General features: G+C 71.8%; 19 protein-coding genes. 13 read left to right on the top strand and 6 right to left on the bottom strand.

The features are described 5' to 3' along the window. Positions 1–11 precede the first annotated feature (11 nt). The gene (locus OG927_RS01730) at positions 12–509 is read left to right on the top strand and encodes a GNAT family N-acetyltransferase (protein ID WP_056787881.1); all 498 of its coding nucleotides are present in this window, start codon (positions 12–14) and stop codon (positions 507–509) included. Positions 510–558: 49 nt separating this feature from the next. On the opposite strand, the gene OG927_RS01725 is transcribed toward OG927_RS01730, so the two are convergent. Then, a complete protein-coding gene (locus OG927_RS01725) occupies positions 559–945 on the bottom strand; it encodes a VOC family protein (protein ID WP_056787878.1) in 387 nt (128 codons plus the stop codon). Positions 946–1,308: 363 nt separating this feature from the next. Here OG927_RS01725 and OG927_RS01720 point away from each other — a divergent pair, with 363 nt between their 5' ends. Further along, positions 1,309–1,887 carry a DUF6328 family protein gene (locus tag OG927_RS01720; protein ID WP_330319562.1) on the top strand — a complete coding sequence of 193 codons (579 nt, stop codon included), beginning with the start codon at positions 1,309–1,311 and terminating at the stop codon, positions 1,885–1,887. A 5-nt stretch (positions 1,888–1,892) separates the two neighbouring features. Here the strand turns inward: OG927_RS01720 and OG927_RS01715 are convergent, their stop codons facing one another. Together OG927_RS01715 and OG927_RS01710 are read right to left on the bottom strand one after the other, a co-directional pair. Next, positions 1,893–2,702: a VOC family protein gene (locus tag OG927_RS01715; protein WP_330319561.1), complete on the bottom strand. Its 810-nt coding sequence runs from the start codon at positions 2,700–2,702 to the stop codon at positions 1,893–1,895. A 162-nt stretch (positions 2,703–2,864) separates the two neighbouring features. After that, the gene (locus OG927_RS01710; RefSeq protein WP_056787868.1) at positions 2,865–3,194 is read right to left on the bottom strand and encodes a DUF6479 family protein; all 330 of its coding nucleotides are present in this window, start codon (positions 3,192–3,194) and stop codon (positions 2,865–2,867) included. A gap of 524 nt (positions 3,195–3,718) precedes the next feature. Between OG927_RS01710 and OG927_RS01705 the strand changes: the two genes are divergently transcribed. The 7 genes from OG927_RS01705 (at position 3,719) to OG927_RS01675 (ending at position 12,433) form a co-directional block, all read left to right on the top strand. Then, positions 3,719–4,114, top strand: a complete 396-nt coding sequence (locus tag OG927_RS01705; protein WP_056787865.1) for a hypothetical protein — start codon at positions 3,719–3,721, stop codon at positions 4,112–4,114. 35 nt (positions 4,115–4,149) lie between these two features. Beyond that, a complete protein-coding gene (locus OG927_RS01700) occupies positions 4,150–4,725 on the top strand; it encodes a 2Fe-2S iron-sulfur cluster-binding protein (RefSeq protein ID WP_056787863.1) in 576 nt (191 codons plus the stop codon). Then, a complete protein-coding gene (locus OG927_RS01695) occupies positions 4,722–5,720 on the top strand; it encodes an FAD binding domain-containing protein (RefSeq protein ID WP_056787860.1) in 999 nt (332 codons plus the stop codon). Before OG927_RS01700 ends, OG927_RS01695 begins: the two co-directional genes overlap by 4 nt. A gap of 40 nt (positions 5,721–5,760) precedes the next feature. Continuing rightward, positions 5,761–7,857, top strand: coding sequence for a xanthine dehydrogenase family protein molybdopterin-binding subunit (locus tag OG927_RS01690; protein ID WP_056787857.1), 2,097 nt, complete (start codon positions 5,761–5,763; stop codon positions 7,855–7,857). 155 nt (positions 7,858–8,012) lie between these two features. Further along, positions 8,013–8,474, top strand: coding sequence for an ATP-binding protein (locus OG927_RS01685; protein WP_330319560.1), 462 nt, complete (start codon positions 8,013–8,015; stop codon positions 8,472–8,474). 143 nt (positions 8,475–8,617) lie between these two features. Then, positions 8,618–10,036, top strand: a complete 1,419-nt coding sequence (locus tag OG927_RS01680) for an NADP-dependent succinic semialdehyde dehydrogenase (protein WP_330319559.1) — start codon at positions 8,618–8,620, stop codon at positions 10,034–10,036. 9 nt (positions 10,037–10,045) lie between these two features. Next, entirely contained in the window at positions 10,046–12,433 is a 2,388-nt protein-coding gene (locus OG927_RS01675) for a phosphoketolase family protein (protein WP_056787849.1), read from the top strand. A 54-nt stretch (positions 12,434–12,487) separates the two neighbouring features. On the opposite strand, the gene OG927_RS01670 is transcribed toward OG927_RS01675, so the two are convergent. Both OG927_RS01670 and OG927_RS01665 read right to left on the bottom strand, forming a co-directional pair. Beyond that, the gene (locus tag OG927_RS01670; RefSeq protein WP_330319558.1) at positions 12,488–12,883 is read right to left on the bottom strand and encodes a hypothetical protein; all 396 of its coding nucleotides are present in this window, start codon (positions 12,881–12,883) and stop codon (positions 12,488–12,490) included. A 112-nt stretch (positions 12,884–12,995) separates the two neighbouring features. Then, positions 12,996–14,111: a baeRF3 domain-containing protein gene (locus OG927_RS01665; protein WP_209471145.1), complete on the bottom strand. Its 1,116-nt coding sequence runs from the start codon at positions 14,109–14,111 to the stop codon at positions 12,996–12,998. A gap of 135 nt (positions 14,112–14,246) precedes the next feature. Here OG927_RS01665 and OG927_RS01660 point away from each other — a divergent pair, with 135 nt between their 5' ends. Then, on the top strand, positions 14,247–14,741 hold the full coding sequence (locus OG927_RS01660) for a DUF1269 domain-containing protein (protein ID WP_056787840.1): 495 nt from the start codon (positions 14,247–14,249) through the stop codon (positions 14,739–14,741). A 40-nt stretch (positions 14,742–14,781) separates the two neighbouring features. After that, entirely contained in the window at positions 14,782–16,134 is a 1,353-nt protein-coding gene (gene glsA, locus OG927_RS01655; protein WP_124283411.1) for a glutaminase A, read from the top strand. An 86-nt stretch (positions 16,135–16,220) separates the two neighbouring features. Here the strand turns inward: glsA and OG927_RS01650 are convergent, their stop codons facing one another. Then, entirely contained in the window at positions 16,221–17,048 is an 828-nt protein-coding gene (locus OG927_RS01650) for an endonuclease I family protein (RefSeq protein ID WP_330319557.1), read from the bottom strand. 245 nt (positions 17,049–17,293) lie between these two features. On the opposite strand from OG927_RS01650, the gene OG927_RS01645 reads away from it, so the two are divergent. Next, entirely contained in the window at positions 17,294–17,506 is a 213-nt protein-coding gene (locus OG927_RS01645) for a hypothetical protein (protein WP_056787836.1), read from the top strand. 59 nt (positions 17,507–17,565) lie between these two features. Continuing rightward, on the top strand, positions 17,566–18,723 hold the full coding sequence (locus OG927_RS01640) for a methyltransferase (RefSeq protein ID WP_330319556.1): 1,158 nt from the start codon (positions 17,566–17,568) through the stop codon (positions 18,721–18,723). The last annotated feature ends 248 nt before the right edge of the window (positions 18,724–18,971 follow it).

The following is an 18,971-nucleotide window of genomic DNA, read 5'->3' as shown; positions in this document are numbered from 1 at the left end:
ATACTCGTCGTATGAGATCGAGCATTACGCACCGGCGTGACGGGTCCGCCGGGCCCGCGGGGGTCCGCATCAGGAGGGCCGTCGCGCGGGATGCGAGGCGGCTCACCCGGCTGGTCACCGCCTCACGCTCCTACGAGGGCCCGTACGCCCCGATGGTGGCCGGGTACCGGGTGGGCCCGGACTACATCGAGGCGCACCAGGTCTTCGTGGCCGTCGGGCAGGACGAGCGGGTGCTCGGTTTCTACGCGCTGGTCCTCTCCCCGCCCGAACTCGACCTGATGTTCGTCGGTGACGACGCCCAAGGGCTGGGTATCGGACGCCTGCTCATCGGTCACCTGCGGGACGAGGCGCGCCGCGCGGGACTGAGCGAGGTGCGCGTGGTCTCCCATCCCCCGGCCGAGGGCTTCTACCGCACCGTGGGTGCCGAGCGCACCGGCACGGTGAAGGCCCGCCCGCCCGCGGTGATGTGGGACCGGCCCGAGCTGACGCTCCCGGTCGCGAGCTCCTGACAGGAGGGTCCCGGGCCGGCTCAGCGCTGTGTGCTGCCGGCAGCCGCTGTCAGGACCAGCCGCCGTACGGGCGGGTGATGAGCTCCATCCCGTGCCCGGCGGGGTCGGGGAAGTAGATCCCGCGCCCACCGTCGTTGTGGTTGATCTCGCCCGGCAGCTTCCGGTGCGGATCGGCGTAGTACACGATCCCCTGCTCCTTGATCCGCTCGAAGGCCGTGTCGAACTCCGCCTCCGAGATGAGGAACGCGTAGTGCTGCGCGGTGATCGACGCGGCGGGAACGGACGCGAAATCAAGCGTGACGCCGTTCGCGAGGACGAGCGGAATGAAGGGACCCCATTCCCTTCCGGCTTCGAGTCCCAGGATGTGTGCCAGGAACTCGGCGGACTCACGGTTGTCCCGGCAGTGAATGATGGTGTGGTTCAACTGGACTGACACTGTGGAATGCCTCCAAAAGGCATCTCACGGGCTACCTCCACGCCTCACCCGGCCGGTGACCGACGCGCGATGCCGTACAGAAGATCCTAGGCGAGTCGTCACGGTGCGTCGAGGGCTCGGCCGTCGTCTCCCTGCTGGCCGTCCTCCGCAGCCACCGCACCGGCCGGCCTGGTGAAATCCCAGGTGGGTGCCACCATGGACAGCACGGAGTGTGTCCTTCCCCCTGCGCACAGCCGACCTTGCCGGTACGGCCCGGACGGGACGGATGCTCCGGACGGGCCGGAGGGCGCTTCCCTGCCGAAAGGATTCACCTGGCGGCCGCGGGGCACCAGTACGACCCAGTCGACGTGGTGGAGGGAACCGATGGGACGGATACCGGCGGGCACGGGTGACAACGGTGACGAAGGGGACTCGAAGGCCAGAAGAGGGCGTGAGGAGACGCAGGAGGAGCGGGCGGACCGGCAGTGGACCGAACTGCTCCAGGAACTTCGGGTGGCTCAGACCGGCGTGCAGATCCTCTTCGGCTTCCTGCTCGCGGTGGTCTTCCAGCCCCGGTTCGCCGACCTCTCCTCCGCCGACCGGACCATCTACGTCATCACGGTCATGCTGGGGTCGGCCACGGCCGCCGCCCTGATAGCGCCGGTGTCCCACCACCGGCTGCTCACCGGCAGGCGGATGAAGCCGCAAACCGTGACCTGGGCCTCGCGCCTCACGAAGCTGGGGCTGGGGCTGCTCTTCTGCACCATGTGCTCCACGCTGCTGCTCATCATGCGGGTGGCGCTCCACAACGTCCTGGCCCTGTGGCTGGTCGGCGCGATGGCCCTGTGGTTCCTGGCCTGCTGGTTCATCTTCCCGCTGTGGGCCATCGCCCGGGGCGGGAACCCGAAGTCCGGCGGCGGCGCCGGGTCGCCGGACGACAGCGGTTCCGGTCCGACGGGTTGACCCGTTCAGTCGTCGTCGGCGGCGGCCGGGCTGCGTACGTCCGTCACGGTGAACAGCCCGCCGTCGGGGTCGCGCAGCGTCGCCTCAGTGCCGAGGGGGACACTCCGCCGCTCCATGAGCACGCCTCCGTGCCGCTCCGCGGCACGGACCGTCGCCGCCACGTCGTCGACAGGGAACTGCACCTGCCAGTGCGGGCGCACCATGGGATCGGGCGCTGCCTCGACTGCCCCCGAGCTGATGCGTGCCAGCGGACGGCCGGCGCAGCGCACCAGCACCTCCTCCTTGACGTACGAGACCTCGCAGCAGCCGGGTGCTCCGCTCTCCCAGCCGAGCACCTCCCCGTAGAAGATCGCGGCGTCGAAAGCGTTCCTGGTGCGCAGCCTGAGCCAGGCGTGCGAACGGCGCCTGGACGGCGCGAGCGATGCCGCGCGCCCCGTCCACTCCCAGACGCCGAACGACGCGCCGTCCCGGTCGGCGGCCAGGACGGCGCGTCCCGTGCCGATGGTCAGCGGTCCCACCGCCACCGTGCCGCTGCGCTCGCGGATCCGGGCCGAGGCGACATCGGCGTCCCTGACCGAGAAGTACGGGGTCCAGGCCACGGCCACCTGGTAGGCGGAGGCGACTGCGCCGATTCCCGCCACCGGCACACCGTCCGAGCGGGCCATGACGTAATCCCTGCCCAGCGGGCCGTTGCGGAACGTCCAGCCGAGGACGGCGCCGTAGAAGCGCTGTGCGGCCCCCAGCTCCTGGGTCACGAGATGGACCCAGCACGGCGCGGTGGCACCGGTCAGCGGCGCCGGTTCGCTTGCGGTCATGGTCGCACTGCCTTATCGGTTCTGCGGCATGACTTCTTCGGTGCCGCGGGGCCAGCACCAGCCTCATCCGCACCGGCCGCTCCCGCAACACACGACCTCCTCACCGCCGGGGCGGTGAGGAGGTCGCGGAAGGAACGGCCCCGCGTGAACGGGCGTCCGGTGTCAGTCGCGCGGGCGGTCGGGGTCGGGCGGAATCACCTCGTTGCCGTGGCTGCCGAGCTCGTACGGCGAGAGGCCCCGGCCGTCGTCGGGGAAGCTGTCCGAGCCGTGCTTGTCGCTCTCCCGGATCTCCGTCCGGTGATCCGGACGGCGCGGCTGCTCCTCGGGGCGCGGGGGCGGAAGCTCCTGGTCACGGCGCCGCATGCCCCACCAGAAGGCGCCGATCAGCAGGACCACCACGGCAATCCCTGCGACGCCGAGGACCACCCCGATCGGGCCGGGCCCGGCGAGGGTGACGGCGAGAGAATCCCTGACTCCGTTTGTTACGTCCATGCATGGCGCATACCCCGGAGGAACGATCACAGACGGTTGGTGAAGGTAATTCATATTTTGTGACGGTGTCCCGGTGAAAGAGTTTCACGCGGCTGGAACCGGCCACACGATCACGACAGGGCAGGCCGATCCGCCCGGCGGGCGACACCGGCCGAACCCGCTCGTGTCGCCGACGCGCAGCCCGGGGGCGAGCCTGGAGTGAACCCCCGGACCGCTGGAGGGAGGCGATGGGAGTGCCCGATCCGCTCGGCCGACGGGCCCGCGGCCACAGCCCGCCCCGGCCCCTCGCGATCCTCCGGGACGGGGGCGCACCCCGTGGCAGGCGCCGGCAGCCCGTCCGTCCGCGATACCCGCCCGTACGCGGGATCCGCAGCCACGCGTCCCGCACGGCAGCCACTTCCCGTCGTCATCGGGGCCCTCCATGTGGGCGCCCGTTTCACCCCGCACGAGTGCACTGTCCGACCGGTCCGTGACCATGCGGCCCGGCAGCGGTATCGCCTACCTCGGAGCCGAAAGGAATCACTGTGAACAGCTCGGACGTACTGGGACAGGAACACCGGGAGAGCGGCGATGTCGTGGTGGCGGTGACCGGCTGCCCGAAGGAGGACGCGCGCACCGTGTTCGACGTGCTGCGCCGTGCCTTCGTCTCCGACCGCCCGGCGAGCGACACGCCCGAGGACGCGTCGACGACACGTCCGACCGTGTGGACGGCGACCGTCGACGTGTCCGAGACGCTCGCCGGTGCCCGGCCCGCACAGCTGTCCGCGCCCGTCACGGTCGAGGCGCAGGGCGGCTACTGGGCGGTCGACCGGCTCCGCGAGCACCTGGCGGACACCTTCTCCGTCAGGGTCGTGGGGACGGCCGCGGGGGACCAGGAGCAGGAGATCCGGCTGCGGCTGGAGAGCCGCGGTCCCGCGTGACGTCCGAACGACCCGAAACCGGAAGGCCCCTGCCCATGGACCCCACCCCCGGGAACGACGATGCGGACGCCGCACGGGTTCCGCTTCCGGGCACCCGCTCGACCTTCAGCCTGGACATCAACGGCACCGCCCGTACGGTGACGCTCGATCACCGCACCACCGTGCTGGACGCGCTGCGCGAACACCTCGGACTGACCGGGGCGAAGAAGGGCTGCGACCACGGCCAGTGCGGCGCCTGCACCGTGCTCGTCGACGGCCGGCGCGCCAACAGCTGCCTGCTGTTCGCCGTCGCCCAGGAGGGGGCCCGCATCACCACCGTCGAAGGGCTGGCCGACGGCGACCGCCTGCACCCCGTGCAGGCGGCGTTCCTGGAGAGGGACGCCCTGCAGTGCGGCTACTGCACTCCCGGGCAGATCTGCTCGGCGGTCGGCATGCTCGGCGAGGCGGCGGACGGATTCCCCTCCCACGTCACCCCGCCCACCGCGACGACCGTCCCCGAAGGCCCGGCAGCGCTCGGCGCGGAGGAGATCCGGGAACGGATGAGCGGCAACCTCTGCCGGTGCGGCGCGTACCCCCACATCGTCCGGGCGATCGAGGACGTGGCCCCGTGAAACCCTTCTCCTACCTGCGCCCGCGTTCCGTGGCCGAAGCCGTCCGCGCCGGTGCCGGGCACCCCGGAGCCCGGTTCCTGGGCGGCGGTACCAACCTCGTCGACCTGATGAAGCTCGGTGTGGAGTCGCCCGACCTGCTCATCGACGTCAGCCGCCTCCCGCTGGACCGGGTGACGCGGACGGACGACGGCGGCCTCCGGATCGGGGCGACCGTACGCAACAGCGACCTCGCCGCCCACCCCGGCGTACGGAGCGACTACCCCGCCCTGTCGCAGGCTCTGCTGGCCGGTGCCTCCGGGCAGCTCCGCAATACCGCCACCACCGGCGGGAACCTGCTCCAGCGCACCAGGTGCCCGTACTTCCAGGACGTCTCGAAGCCCTGCAACAAGCGTCTTCCCGGCTCCGGCTGCCCGGCCCGTGAGGGCGCCCACCGCGATCTCGCGGTGCTCGGCCACTCGCAGGACTGCGTCGCCACCAACCCGTCGGACATGGCGGTCGCGCTCGCGGCCCTCGACGCCACCGTCCGGCTGCACGGACCCGAGGGCGAACGGACCGTGCCCCTCACCGGATTCCACCGGCTGCCCGGGGACAACCCGGACCAGGACACCGTGATCAGGCCCGGGGAGCTGATCACCGAAGTGGTGCTGCCGCCCCGTCCTGACGGCGCCGTCTCGCTGTACCGCAAGGCCCGTGACCGCGCCTCGTACGCCTTCGCGCTGGCATCCGTGGCCGCCGTGCTGACCGTCCGGGACGGCCGCGTTCAGCACGCGGCGCTCGCCTTCGGCGGACTCGCCCACCGGCCGTGGCGCGCCCGGGCGGCGGAGGACGTGCTGCGGGGCGCGCCCGCGACCGACGAGACCTTTGCCCGGGCGGTCGACGCCGAGCTCGAAGCCGCCGTGCCCCTGCGCGACAACGGCTTCAAGGTCACCCTGGCGCGCAATCTGGCGATCGGGGCCCTGGCCGGGCTCACCGCCCGGGCAGCACCGCCTCGCTGAGCCGACCGGCCCGCACTCCGACGAACCGAGGACACCCGTCATGAGCCAAGCACCCCAGCCGCCGGGCGCACCCGTCGTCCGCCGTGAGGGCCGGGAAAAGGTCACCGGCACGGCCCGGTACGCCGCCGAGTACGCCCCGCCCGGTTGCCTGTACGGCTGGATCGTGCCCGCCACCGTCCCGGGCGGAGTCGTCACCGCGACCCGGACCGCCGACGCTCTCGCGGTGCCGGGCGTGCACACCGTCCTGACCCCGGACAACGCGCCGCGGCTGGAGGATCCCGACGACCCGATCCTCTCGGTCCTCCAGGACGACCGGGTTCCGCACCGGGGCTGGCCCGTCGCCCTCGTCCTGGCCGAGAGCCTCGAAGCCGCCCGGGCCGGCGCGGCGGCCGTCCGCGTGGAGTACCGGACGACCGGACACGACGTGGTCCTCACCGGGGACCATCCCGGCCTCTACACACCGGAGCAGGCCAACGGGGGCCACCCGGCGGTGCGCGAGCGCGGTGACGCGGAAGCCGCCTTCGCCAGCGCCCCGGTACGGATCGACGCGACGTACACGCTCGGAGGCCTGCACAACCACCCCATGGAACCGCACGCCTCCACGGCCCGGTGGGCCGACGGACATCTGACCGTCCACGACTCCAGCCAGGGCTCCACCACGGTGCGCGACAGCCTCGCCCGGGCACTGGGAATCGACAAGGACCACATCACCGTGATCTCCGAGCACGTCGGCGGCGGCTTCGGTTCCAAGGGCACCCCCCGCCCGCAGGTCGTTCTGGCCTCGATGGCAGCGCGCCACACCGGGCGCCCGGTCCAGCTGTCGCTGCCCCGCCGGTACATGGCGGCCGTCGTCGGCCACCGCGCGCCCACGGTGCAGCGGGTGCGGCTCGGCGCCGACCGCGAGGGCGTACTGGCGTCCGTCTCCCACGAGATCGTCACACACACCTCGACGGTCGCGGAGTTCGTCGAGCAGGCCGCCGTACCGGCCCGCGTCATGTACGCCTCGCCCCACAGCCGCACGGCACACCGGGTGACCGCCCTCGACGTGCCCACCCCCTCCTGGATGCGCGCACCCGGCGAGGCCTCGGGAATGTACGCCCTGGAGTCCGCCATGGACGAGCTGGCGTGCGCCCTGGGGATCGACCCGGTCGAGCTGCGCCTGCGCAACGAACCGGCAGCCGAGCCCGACAGCGGACGCCCGTTCAGCAGCCGCAACCTCGCGGCCTGTCTGAACGACGGTGCCCGGCGGTTCGGCTGGCACGAGCGGGACCCCGGCCCCGCCGCCCGGCAGGAGGGCCCGTGGCTGCTCGGCACCGGGGTCGCCTCGGCGACGTACCCCGTGCTCGTCTCGAAGTCGGCCGCCTCCGCGCACGCCGCGCCGGACGGCTCGTACCGCATCGGGGTGAACGCCACCGACATCGGCACCGGTGCCAGGACCGTACTGGCGCAGATCGCCGCCTCGGTCCTGGGCACCCCGCCGGAGAACGTCCGCATCGACATCGGCAACAGCGACCTCCCCGCGGGCTCCGTGGCCGGCGGGTCCTCCGGCACCGCGTCCTGGGGATCCGCGGTGCACAAGGCGGCCACCGGCCTGGCGGGCCGGCTCGTCGGCCGCACCGGGCCCCTCCCGCCGGAAGGCGTCACCGTCACGGCCGACACCGCGCGGGAGACGGGGGAGGAGTCCCCGTACGCGCGCCACGCCTTCGGCGCCCACTTCGTCGAGGTGGCGGTCGACTCCCTCACCGGCGAGGTCCGGGTCCGGCGGATGCTGGGCGTCTTCGCCGCCGGACACATCCTCAACTCCCGGACGGCACGCTCCCAGTTCATCGGCGGCATGGTGATGGGCCTCGGGATGGCCCTCACCGAGGGGAGCACCATGGACCCCGTCTTCGGGGACTTCACCGAGAACGACCTGGCCTCCTACCACGTCCCGTCGTGCGCCGACGTCCCCGACATCCAGGCGCACTGGATCGACGAGGACGACCCCCACCTCAACCCGATGGGCAGCAAGGGCATCGGCGAGATCGGCATCGTCGGCACGGCGGCCGCCATCGGGAACGCCGTGCGGCACGCCACCGGGGCACGGCTGCGCACGCTCCCGCTCACCCCGGACAAACTGCTGCCCTACCTGCCGTGACGCGGTACGCGCCCGGGCTCATCGGTTGCGCAACCGGCCCCCTCGGGTCACCCTGATGAGTGACCCAGAAGTGATGGCCGCTCACGCTTCGCGTTCGGGGGTCGTTGGTACGGACGGGGTGAAGCACGTGGGCCTCGTGATGAGGAGCCTCGACGATGACCGTTCCACTCGACCGGTGCTGTCTGGTCGAACTGCAGGTGTCGGCAGAGCGCATTTCCCAGCTACGGCGGATAGTCGCCGCGCACCTCCGCCACTGGAGCCTCGACCTGCACGTCCGGCCGGTCTGCCGGGCGGCGGAGGAGCTCCTGACCAATGTCCAACGGCACGTCGGCGACCACGACGAGTGCGTCGTCGAACTCCGCTGGAGCGGTCGGCACCTCACGGTGTCCGTGGCCGACAACGATCCCCGGATGCCCCGGCTGCTCAGTGGGGGTGGCGGCGGACTCAGCCGTGTCATGGCCCTCAGCGACAGCTGGGGCACCTGCCGGACCACGGACGGCAAGGTCGTCTGGTTCACGCGATACGCGGAGTCGCCGTGCACCACCGGGCTGCTGCCGCGTACGCCGCTCCCCGGCGGCAGCACGTTCCTCGAAGGGCCCGTTCCCGTCCTCGCGTGACAGCAGGACCGGTGCCCGGCCGGTACGGACGGTGTGCCCGCGGACGCATGATCCGCGCCGGCCGGGTAGGTGCACCACGGGTCCGCGTTGCGCGGCAGGGTGTGGCGCGGCACGGTCGAAGAACCGACGAAGGAGGCCATGCCATGCCCATCGCGACGGTCAATCCCGCGAACGGCGAGACGCTCAGGACATTCGACGCACTGGACGCGCGGGAGACCGAGCGCAAGGTCGCCGCCGCCGACCGGGCGTTCCGCAGCTACCGCACCACGGACTTCGCCGAGCGGGCCCGCTTGCTGAACCGGGCCGCGGACCTCCTCGACGAGGACCGGCAGGACATCGCCCGCACCATGACCACCGAGATGGGCAAGCCGGTCAAGGCGGCCCGAGCGGAGGCCGCGAAGTGCGCGAAGGCGATGCGCTGGTACGCGGCCAACGCCGAACGGCTGCTCGCGGACGAGCATCCCGAGGACGCCGACGTCAAGGACTCCGGGGCGTCCCGGGCCCACGTCCACTACCGCCCCCTGGGGGTGGTCCTCGCCGTGATGCCGTGGAACTTCCCGCTCTGGCAGGTCATGCGCTTCGCCGCCCCCGCGCTGATGGCGGGCAACACCGGGCTCCTCAAGCACGCCTCGAACGTGCCCCAGACCGCCCTGTACATCGAGGACCTGTTCACCCGGGCCGGATTCCCCGCCGGCTGCTTCCAGACGCTGCTCGTCGGTTCGGGCGCGGTCGAGGTGGTCCTGCGCGACCCCCGGGTCGCCGCGGCGACGCTCACCGGCAGCGAACCCGCCGGCCGGGCTGTCGCCTCCGTGGCGGGTGACGAGGTGAAGAAGACCGTGCTGGAGCTGGGCGGCAGCGACCCGTTCGTCGTCCTGCCGTCGGCGGACGTCGCGAAGGCCGCGGAGACCGCCGTGACCGCCCGCGTACAGAACAACGGGCAGTCCTGCATCGCCGCCAAGCGCTTCATCGTCCACACCGACGTGTACGACGCGTTCGCCGAGCGGTTCACCGAGGGGATGCGCGCACTGACCGTGGGCGATCCGCTGGAGGAGTCGACCGATGTGGGGCCCCTCGCGAGCGAACAGGGCCGCACCGACCTCGAGGAGCTGGTCGACGACGCCGTGGGCCACGGCGCCACGGCACTGTGCGGGGGCGGCCGGCCCGAAGGGCTGGGCGGCGGCCTGGACCGGGGCTGGTTCTACACGCCGACCGTCCTCGCCGGGATCACGCCCGGGATGCGCATCCACCGGGAGGAGACCTTCGGCCCGGTGGCGACGCTCTACCGGGCCGCCGACCTGGACGAGGCGGTGGACCTCGCCAACGACACACCCTTCGGACTCAGCAGCAACGTCTGGACGCGTGACCAGGGGGAGATGGCCCGGTGCGTGCGCGACCTGGAGGCGGGCGGTGTCTTCTTCAACGGCATGACGGCCTCGCACCCCGCGCTGCCGTTCGGCGGAGTGAAGCGCTCCGGCTACGGGCGGGAGCTGGCCGGACACGGCATCCGGGAGTTCTGCAACGCCACCACCGTCTGGTACGGACCCGATTCGGACGCGCTCTAGGAGAGCCTCATGACCGACGCCCCCGCGCAGTCCGTGCCGTCCGTCCTGTCCGACACCGAGCTCGCGGCGCTCGACGCCCACTGGCGGGCAGCCAACTACCTGGCGGTCGGACAGATCTACCTGATGGCGAACCCGCTCCTGGAAGAGCCGCTGACCCCCGAGCACATCAAACCGCGACTCCTCGGCCACTGGGGCACCTCACCCGGGCTGAACCTGGTCCACACCCACCTCAACCGGATCATCAGGGCGCGCAGGCGCCAGGCGCTCTGCGTCTGGGGACCGGGCCACGGCGGACCCGCGGTCCTCGCCAACTCCTGGCTGGAGGGCAGCTACTCGGAGACCTACCCCGACGTCGGCCTCGACCGTGCCGGCATGGGCGCCCTGTTCAGGCAGTTCTCCTTCCCGGGCGGGGTGCCCAGCCACGTCGCCCCGGAGACCCCGGGCTCCATCCACGAGGGCGGGGAGCTGGGGTACGCGCTCACCCACGCCTACGGCGCGGCGTTCGACCATCCGGAACTGCTGGTCGCCTGCGTCGTCGGGGACGGGGAGGCCGAGACCGGGCCGCTGGCGGCCTCCTGGCACTCCAACAAGTTCCTCGACCCCGTGCACGACGGAGCGGTCCTGCCGATCCTCCATCTCAACGGATACAAGATCGCGAACCCCACGGTGCTCGCACGGCTGCCCGAGGAGGAACTCGACGCACTCCTGCGCGGCTACGGCCACGACCCCGTCCACGTCGAAGGGGACGACCCCGCGACCGTCCACCGCGCACTGGCCGCCGCCATGGACCTCGCCGTGGACCGCATCGATGAGTACCAGCGCGCGGCGCGGACCGGCGGTGCTTCCGTGCGGCCCCGCTGGCCGATGATCGTGCTGCGCACCCCCAAGGGCTGGACCGGCCCGCGGGAGGTGGACGGACTGCCCGTCGAGGGCACCTGGCGCTCCCACCAGGTCCCGCTGCCGGGGGTCCGGGACGACCCCGGCCATCTGCGCCTGCTGGAGGAGTGGATGCGCTCCTACCGTCCCGAGGAGCTCTTCGACGCCGACGGCCGGCCCACCCCCCAGGTCCTGGAATGCGTCCCGGAGGGCACGGCACGGCTCGGCTCGACTCCGTACGCCAACGGAGGGCTGCTCCTGCGTGATCTGCCGCTGCCCTCCCTGGAGGACCACGCGGTCCGGGTCGACAGTCCCGGGACCGTGGTGCACGAGCCCACCCGGGTCCTGGGCGGACTGCTCGCGGACGTCATGGCGGCCACCGCCGGGCGCAGGGACTTCCGCGTCGTCGGACCGGACGAGACCGAGTCCAATCGGCTCGGCGCGCTCTACGGGGCCACCGGCAAGGCCTGGCAGGCGGAGATCCTTCCCACCGACGAGCATCTGGTACGCGACGGCCGCGTGATGGAGGTGCTCTCCGAGCACCTGTGCCAGGGCTGGCTGGAGGGATACCTCCTCACCGGACGTCACGGGCTGTTCTCCTCGTACGAGGCCTTCGCCCACATCGTCGACTCGATGGTCAACCAGCACATCAAGTGGCTGCGCACCTCGCGCCGGCTGCACTGGCGTGCGCCCGTGGCCTCGCTGAACTACCTGCTCACCTCGCACGTCTGGCGCCAGGACCACAACGGCTTCTCGCACCAGGACCCCGGCTTCGTCGACCACATCCTCAACAAGAGTCCCGAGGTGGTCCGGGTCTATCTCCCGCCGGACGCCAACACGCTGCTGTCCACCGCGGACCATGTGCTGCGCAGCCGCGACTACGTCAACGTGATCGTCGCGGGCAAGCAGCCCGGCTTCGACTGGCTCACCCTCGACGAGGCACGCGCGCACTGCGCCCGCGGCGCCGGGGTCTGGGAGTGGGCGGGCACCGAGGACGGCAGCCGGGAACCCGACGTGGTGCTCGCCTGCGCGGGCGACGTGCCCACCCTGGAGACGATGGCGGCGGCCGGGCTGCTGCGGCGCCACCTCCCGGAGCTCGCCGTGCGCGTGGTCAACGTGGTCGACATGACTCGGCTGCTGCCGCACGAGGAGCACCCGCACGGGATGCCGGACGCGGAGTACGACTCCCTCTTCACCCGGGACAAGCCGGTGATCTTCGCCTACCACGGCTATCCGTGGCTGGTGCACCGCCTCGCCTACCGCCGTGCGGGCCACGCTCACCTGCACGTCCGCGGCTACAAGGAGGAGGGGACCACCACCACGCCTTTCGACATGGTGGTCCGCAACGACCTGGACCGCTACCGGCTGGTCATGGACGTCATCGACCGGGTACCCGGTCTGGGTGTCCGCGCCGTGGCCGTACGACAGGCCATGGCGGACGTCCGCACCCGCCACCACGACTGGATCCGGGAACACGGTACGGACCTCCCCGAGGTGACCGACTGGACCTGGGACGGCTGATGCGGGGCGCCGGGGGCCGCGTCTCCCCGACGCACCGCACCGACCGGCGGACGGTCAGCCCACGATCGTGCGGACGACGGGAGACACGGCGCCGCCGCCGACGATCCGGAGGGAGTTCTCCCCCTTGATGCCCAGCTTCACCCGCAGGCTGTACTCACTGCTGCTGGTCGTCATCTTCGCGGGCAGGGACACCCAGCGCTCGCCCTGCTTCTGCTGGAGGGTGACCAGGGTGCCGGGCCGGATGTGCCGGGCGGAACCGTGGACACGGAACTCCTCCCAGGCGCCGGCGCTGCGCGCGGTCGCGTGGGCGGAGAGGGCCGGCAGGTCCTCGCCGCTCGCCCCGGACGGCGGTGCGGGGACCCCGGGCGACGCTGTGGCCCCGCCCACCGCGCCGGCCAGCACCACCGCTGTCAGCAGGGCCGCCGCCGAAGCGCGCCTGAACCGGTCCATGAATGGCTCTCCTTCGTTCACGGCGTGATCCAGTGGGATCAAGCCGGTGAGATCAACTTCGGAGCGCCAAACCTAAACATTATTCACATAATCCCCATGCAGGGACACGCGGTCAGAACCGCAGGACCGCGGCGATCCGTCCGTGGCCCTCGAGGGAGTCGTCGGCCACGAAGGACACCTCGCAGCCGTTGTCCAGCGCCGCCTCGACGAGCTCGTCGACGATGTCCTCGCGGATCTGGCCGTCCGTGTCCGGTGTGTCGTCCGGGCCCACCGGCTCCAGGTGCCCGTCGGTGACCCTGACCGTCTGCTCGAAGTGCTCCTCGACCGCGATCAGGCCCGCCCGGCCCTCCCGGACGGCCAGCCACACCTCGTCGAGTCCGCCGGCGAAGGAGCGGCTGCTGAGGGCGTTGTCGAACCTGCCCCGGATCCCGGCCGCGGCCTGCATGCGCCAGTCCTCCAGGGCGGGGTTCAGCTCCTTGAGCAGCTCGGGTGCGGTCGTCTCGGCGGTCGTCCCCTTCGCGGCCCTGGCGACGGCCGACCCGGCGCTCTCTCCCACCTCGTCGAGCAGGGCGAGCGCGGGGGCGAGGCCGACCAGGAACAGCGGCCGGGGGTCCGTGGCCAGGACCGTGCGCAGCTTCTCGTCGACCGTGCGGAGGAAGTTGCGCGCGTCCTCGCTGCTGTAGGTGCTCGGGGTGTCCCCGATCCGCTCCTCGCGCTGCGGGTTGGGCTCCTCGTGCGGGGCCGTCAGCGGGAATCCGCCCGTGCCCTCCTTGCGCAGGCCCTCGCTCGTGCCCGACCACAGGGCCGCGTGTTCGGCGGAGAGGCTCAGGACCCAGAAGGGCCGCGCCCCCGCTTTCGCCGCGACCAGGTTGCGGGTGAGGTAGGTGTCGCTCAGGACCACTCGTTCGGGCGCGGTGCGCGGCAGTTGCCAGATCTGGTACTCGTCGGCGTCGGCGAGGATGACCAGGGCGTCCAGGGCGCGCCGCTGGTCCACCTCGGCGACCGCACGGTCGAGCTGGGCCTTGACGGCCGCGCGCGACTCACGGCTCACCCGGGGGTCCGCCTCCAGGCGGTTGCCGGCCTCGGCCACCAGGTTGCGCAGCCGTACGGCGTCCTGGGCGTTGTCCGGTGCCCTGCGGTGGGTCGGCATCGTCAGGGACAGGGCCGGATAGGGCCTGGTCGCTCGAAGCTCCTGCAACAGGCCGGCGGTCAGGGCGTCCGTATCCATCGTTCCCTCCCGGAGGGTTCGGGGTCCGCGGTGCTTGGTCCGCCCTGAGGTGAGGCGGGGCGTTCGACGAGTCAATTCATACCTTTTGATTCTAATATGAGCGAATTATCTCTTTCTCTTTCGGAGGTGCGCGCGATGTCCACGCTCACTGTGTGGAAATTCCACTCGGCCGACGGGGCCGAGAAGGTGGAGACGTCACTGAAGTCCCTCCAGAAGGAGGGGCTGATCAAGATCCTCGACGCCGCCGTCGTGTCCTGGCCGGCCGAGCGCTCGAAGCCGAAGACGAAGCAGCTGGTCAACCTGGTCGGCGCGGGCGCGCTGAGCGGGACGTTCTGGGGGATGCTCTTCGGACTCATCTTCCTGATGCCGCTGCTCGGCGCCGCCATCGGTGCCGCGGCCGGGGCGCTCGGCGGGAAGCTCGCGGATGTCGGCATCGACGACGACTTCATCGCCGAGGTCAAGGAGAAGGTGACACCGGGGACTTCGGCGCTGTTCCTGATGACCATGGACGAGGTTCCGAGCCGGATCAGCGAGTCGCTTCCCGGCGGCGGCGCCGAGCTGCTGCACAGCAACCTCGATACCGGGCGCGAGGCCAAGCTCCGCGACATCTTCGGCGACGACGCGGAATGACCGCGCGGTGGCCGTGCTTCCCCTCCTCGGTGGGGCCGGGATGAACGCGGCCGAAGCCGTGAATGATGCCCTGGGTGCTCTGCACGCCCGGTTCGCCGATGTGCGCGACGGCGAACAGGCCGACTACATCCCGCAGTTGACGAGAGCCGACCCGGACGACTTCGGGCTGGCACTCGTCAGCATGGACGGCCACTGCTACAGCGCGGGGGAGGCGGACACCCCCTTCACCGTGCAGTCGGTCTCCAAGCCCTTCGTCTACGCGCTCGCGCTGTCCTCGGTGGGCCTGGACGAGGTGGACCGCTGGGTGGGTGCCGAGCCCAGCGGCGAGGCGTTCAACGCCATCAGCCTGGAAGCCGGTACGGGGCGGCCCGCCAACGCCATGGTCAACGCCGGTGCCATCGTCACCACCGCCCTGGTCCCCGACACTCCGGAGTCACCGGCCTTCGACCGCATCCTGGCCTGCCTGAGCCGGTTCGCCGGACGCCTGCTGGACGTGGACGAGGAGGTGTACGCCTCCGAGGCCGCCACCGGGGACCGCAACAGGGCGCTGGCCTATCTCATCCGCAGCACGGGCACCGACTACCTGGACCCGGTGGCCGCCGTGGACACGTACTTCCGGCAGTGCGCGGTGCGGGTCACCGCCGTGGACCTCGCCGTGATGGCCGCCACCCTCGCGTACGGCGGTGTCAACCCGCTCACGGGCGAGACCGTCGTCTCCGCGGAGGTCGCGGCGCAGGTGCTCTCGGTCATGGCCACGTGCGGCATGTACAACGGCTCGGGCGAATGGCTGCTGCGGGTCGGGCTGCCGGCCAAGAGCGGGGTGTCCGGCGGTCTGATCGCCGCGGGGCCGGCCCGCTTCGGCCTGGCCGCCTACAGCCCGCCGCTGGACCCGGCCGGTACCTCGGTACGCGGACGGGCGGCGCTCGGCGCACTGTCGGAGCGGTACGGGCTCCACCTCATGAGGAACCCGGCCCTGCCGGGCTCCACGGTCACGCTGGCCACCACCGCCGACGTGCTGCCCTCCGCCCCCGCGGGCCGGCGGGAGCGTGCCCTGCGCGAGCGGGTCGGCATCGTCGCGGCCCAGGGCGCACTGGACTTCACCGCCGCCGAGCGCGTGCTGTACGCCCTGGACGAGTCGGGAGCGGAACGGACGGGTTCGGTCGTGCTCGACCTGCGCGAGGTGACAGGAGTCGACTCCGTGGCCCTGGAGCTGCTGCACGCCGGTCTGGCCCGCCTCGTCGCGGACGGGCGGCGCGCGGCCGTCGTCGACCCGGGCGACCGGCTGGGCCCCTCGGACCTCGTCCGGGAGCGAACCGGCCGGGACCTGCCGCGCTACGGCTCCCGCGAGGAGGCCGTCGAACGCTGTGCGCAGGCCCTGGCCGGTCCGGGCTGAGTCTCCCGCGGTGCGGAGAGCCCGGCTGAGCCGTCTCCCTCACGGAGGGCCGGACCGGCCGGGCTCCTGCCGTACGGAAGGTCCGGCTACCAGATGGCCTCGACCCACTCCGGGTGGTCGATGAACGGGTTCCTGTTGTGCTGGTACTGGTCGAATATGACGTCGTTGCGCTTCCGCTCGAAGCTGTCCGGCGGGTCCTCCTGGCTCCACTGCTTCAGCACGGAGAGCCGTCCGATGTACGGCGCCGAGCCGTTGTTCACGTTGTTGTTCGGTTCGAGGTCGGCGAAGGAGTCGCCGCCCTCGTACCGCACCGCCATGTAGAGGATCATCCGGGCGACGTCGCCCTTGACCGCGTCGCGCGGTTCGAAGGAGTCGCTGTCGGTGTAGTTGCCCGGCGCACCCGACACCGCGCCGCCGCCGTTGTCGAAGTCCTTGTTGCCCCGGATGGAGTTGACCTGGACGTCGGTGGGGCGCAGGTGGTGGATGTCCGTGCCGGGGCCGGTCGACGTGCCGAAGTCGCCGTGCGACTTGGCCCAGACGTGCTCCCGGTTCCACTGGCCCGTGTTGCCGCCGTTGCTGCTCTTCGACTGGGAGCGGCCGGTGTAGAGCAGGACCACGTTGGAGGAGTTGGACGGGTCCTCGTCGGTCTTCTTGAGTGCCTCCCAGACCTGGCTGTAGGAGAGCTTGGTCTGCTTGCTGATGATCGTGTGCAGCGAGCTCTTGAGCGCCGTACCGGTCTTGCCCAGGGCGCCCTGGTAGTAGGTGTCGTCGAGGGCGGTGACGGAGGCCGTGGTGGTGGCGGCAGGGGCCGCTGGGGTTGCCGCGGGCGCGGTGGACGCGACGCCCGTGAGCACGGCGATCGAGGCGGCAGTGGCCAGTAGTGGACGCGCGTAGAAACGGCGACGACTGGACATGGGGGGTGTCCTCTCCGGAGCAGCGGAGACCGCGCCGCCGCCACCGGGTGCGTGGGGGGAGCGGTACCGATGTGGCCGAGTGATGCCTGGTCAGCCGGGAGCCTTCCACACGTACGGTGCCCGTCGTGTGAACGTTGCGTATTTATCATGTGCAAGTCAAGTGACGCCCCGGCGTGAGCGCTCCCGGCAACGGATGCGGCGATGCCGTCCCGGCGCGAGAATTGCGGCAAGGACGAGGAGGCGGCATGAGCGAAGAGTCCGAATCCGTATCCGCACGCGTGCCGGAGGAGCAGGGGGTGACTCCCGACCGTCTGCTGCACACCGGAGCCAACGATCGACCCACGGCGGAGGATCTGGTGCTCGCCTCCGGGCGGGACCTGACCCCGGAGACCCTGGAGTGGGCACGGCGCCGGCTGGCCGAGGAGGGCCGGTCGGCCATGGACAAGCGGCTTCCGTAGGACCCGCGGGCGGGGAGCGTGCGGGACGCTCCCCGCCACTCGGTTAGCCTGAACGCAATATGAACCGTTTGACGACGTCACAGGGCGGATTCGATCTCGCCCGATTTCCCGAGGACCCGCGCGACCCGTTCCGTGCGTGGGATGCCGCCGACGAGTACCTGCTGCGCCGGCTGGAGGGGGCGGAGGACAGCGAACCGGTCGCGCTGTCCGGCACCGTGGCCGTGGTCGGCGACCGCTGGGGCGCCCTGACCACGGTGCTGGCGGAACACCACCCCGTACAGATCACCGACTCGTATCTCGCCCAGCGCGCCACCGCTGCCAACCTGGTCCGCAACGGCGCCGGCCCGGACTCCGTACGCATGCTGTCGGTGCGCGACACCCCGCCGGAGCGCGTCGACGTGCTGCTCGTACGGGTGCCCAAGAGCCTCGCGCTCCTCGAGGACCAGCTGCACCGGATCGCACCGGCCGTCCACGCCGGGACCGTCGTCATCGGCACCGGCATGGTCAAGGAGATCCACACCTCCACCCTCAAGCTCTTCGAGCGGATCATCGGCCCCACCCGCACCTCGCTGGCGGTCAAGAAGGCCCGGCTCATCTTCTGCACCCCCGATCCGGCGCTGCCCAGGAGCCCCAGCCCCTGGCCCTACCGCTACGAGCTGCCCGACGACGTCGGCGCCGTCTCCGGCCGGACCGTCACCAACCACGCCGGGATCTTCTGCGCGGAGCGCCTCGACATCGGCACCCGCTTCTTCCTGAAGCACCTGCCCGGGCGGACCGGCGCGGACCGCGTCGTCGACCTCGGCTGCGGGAACGGCGTCCTCGGGGTGTCCGCGGCCCTCGCCAACCCCGAGGCCTCCGTCACCTTCATCGACGAGTCGTACCAGGCGGTGGCCTCGGCGGAGGCGACGTTCCGGGCCAACGCGGGCCCGGGCGCCGAGGCGGAGTTCCTGGTCGGGGACGGGACGGCGGACCTGCCCGCGGGGAGCGTGGACCTCGTCCTCAGCAACCCGCCGTTCCACTCCCACCAGGCGGTCTCGGACGCCACGGCCCGGAACATGTTCCACGGAGCGCGCACCGCGCTGCGTCAGGGCGGCGAGCTGTGGGTCGTCGGCAACCGGCACCTCGGCTACCACACGCAGCTGCGCCGGACGTTCGGCAACTGCACCGCCGTGGCCGGCGACCCGAAGTTCGTGGTGCTGCGGGCCGTCAAGCGCTGATCCGGCCAAGGACGGGCCGGCCCGGTCCGGGACGGCACCACGGGCCCGTCGGAGTCCCGGGGTGCGCGGGGGTCGCGGCCCCGGTGCGGCGGTTCGCCCCGTGGCGGCACCCGTCTCCGCCTCCCCTGCCGTACGCCCATGAGCCGTACGGCAGGGCGGGGAAGCCCCGGGGACCGTCGACCGCTGCCTGCGTACCATCGGCCCCGCCCTGCGCCGCATTCCCGCCCGTCTCCGCAGGTGCCTGCCAC

Origin of the sequence: Streptomyces clavifer (genome assembly GCF_036345975.1) — a bacterium.
In the GTDB taxonomy this organism is placed as follows: domain Bacteria; phylum Actinomycetota; class Actinomycetes; order Streptomycetales; family Streptomycetaceae; genus Streptomyces; species Streptomyces clavifer.
Note: the sequence above shows the minus strand (reverse complement) of the source record. Positions and strands in the feature narration are given on the sequence as shown.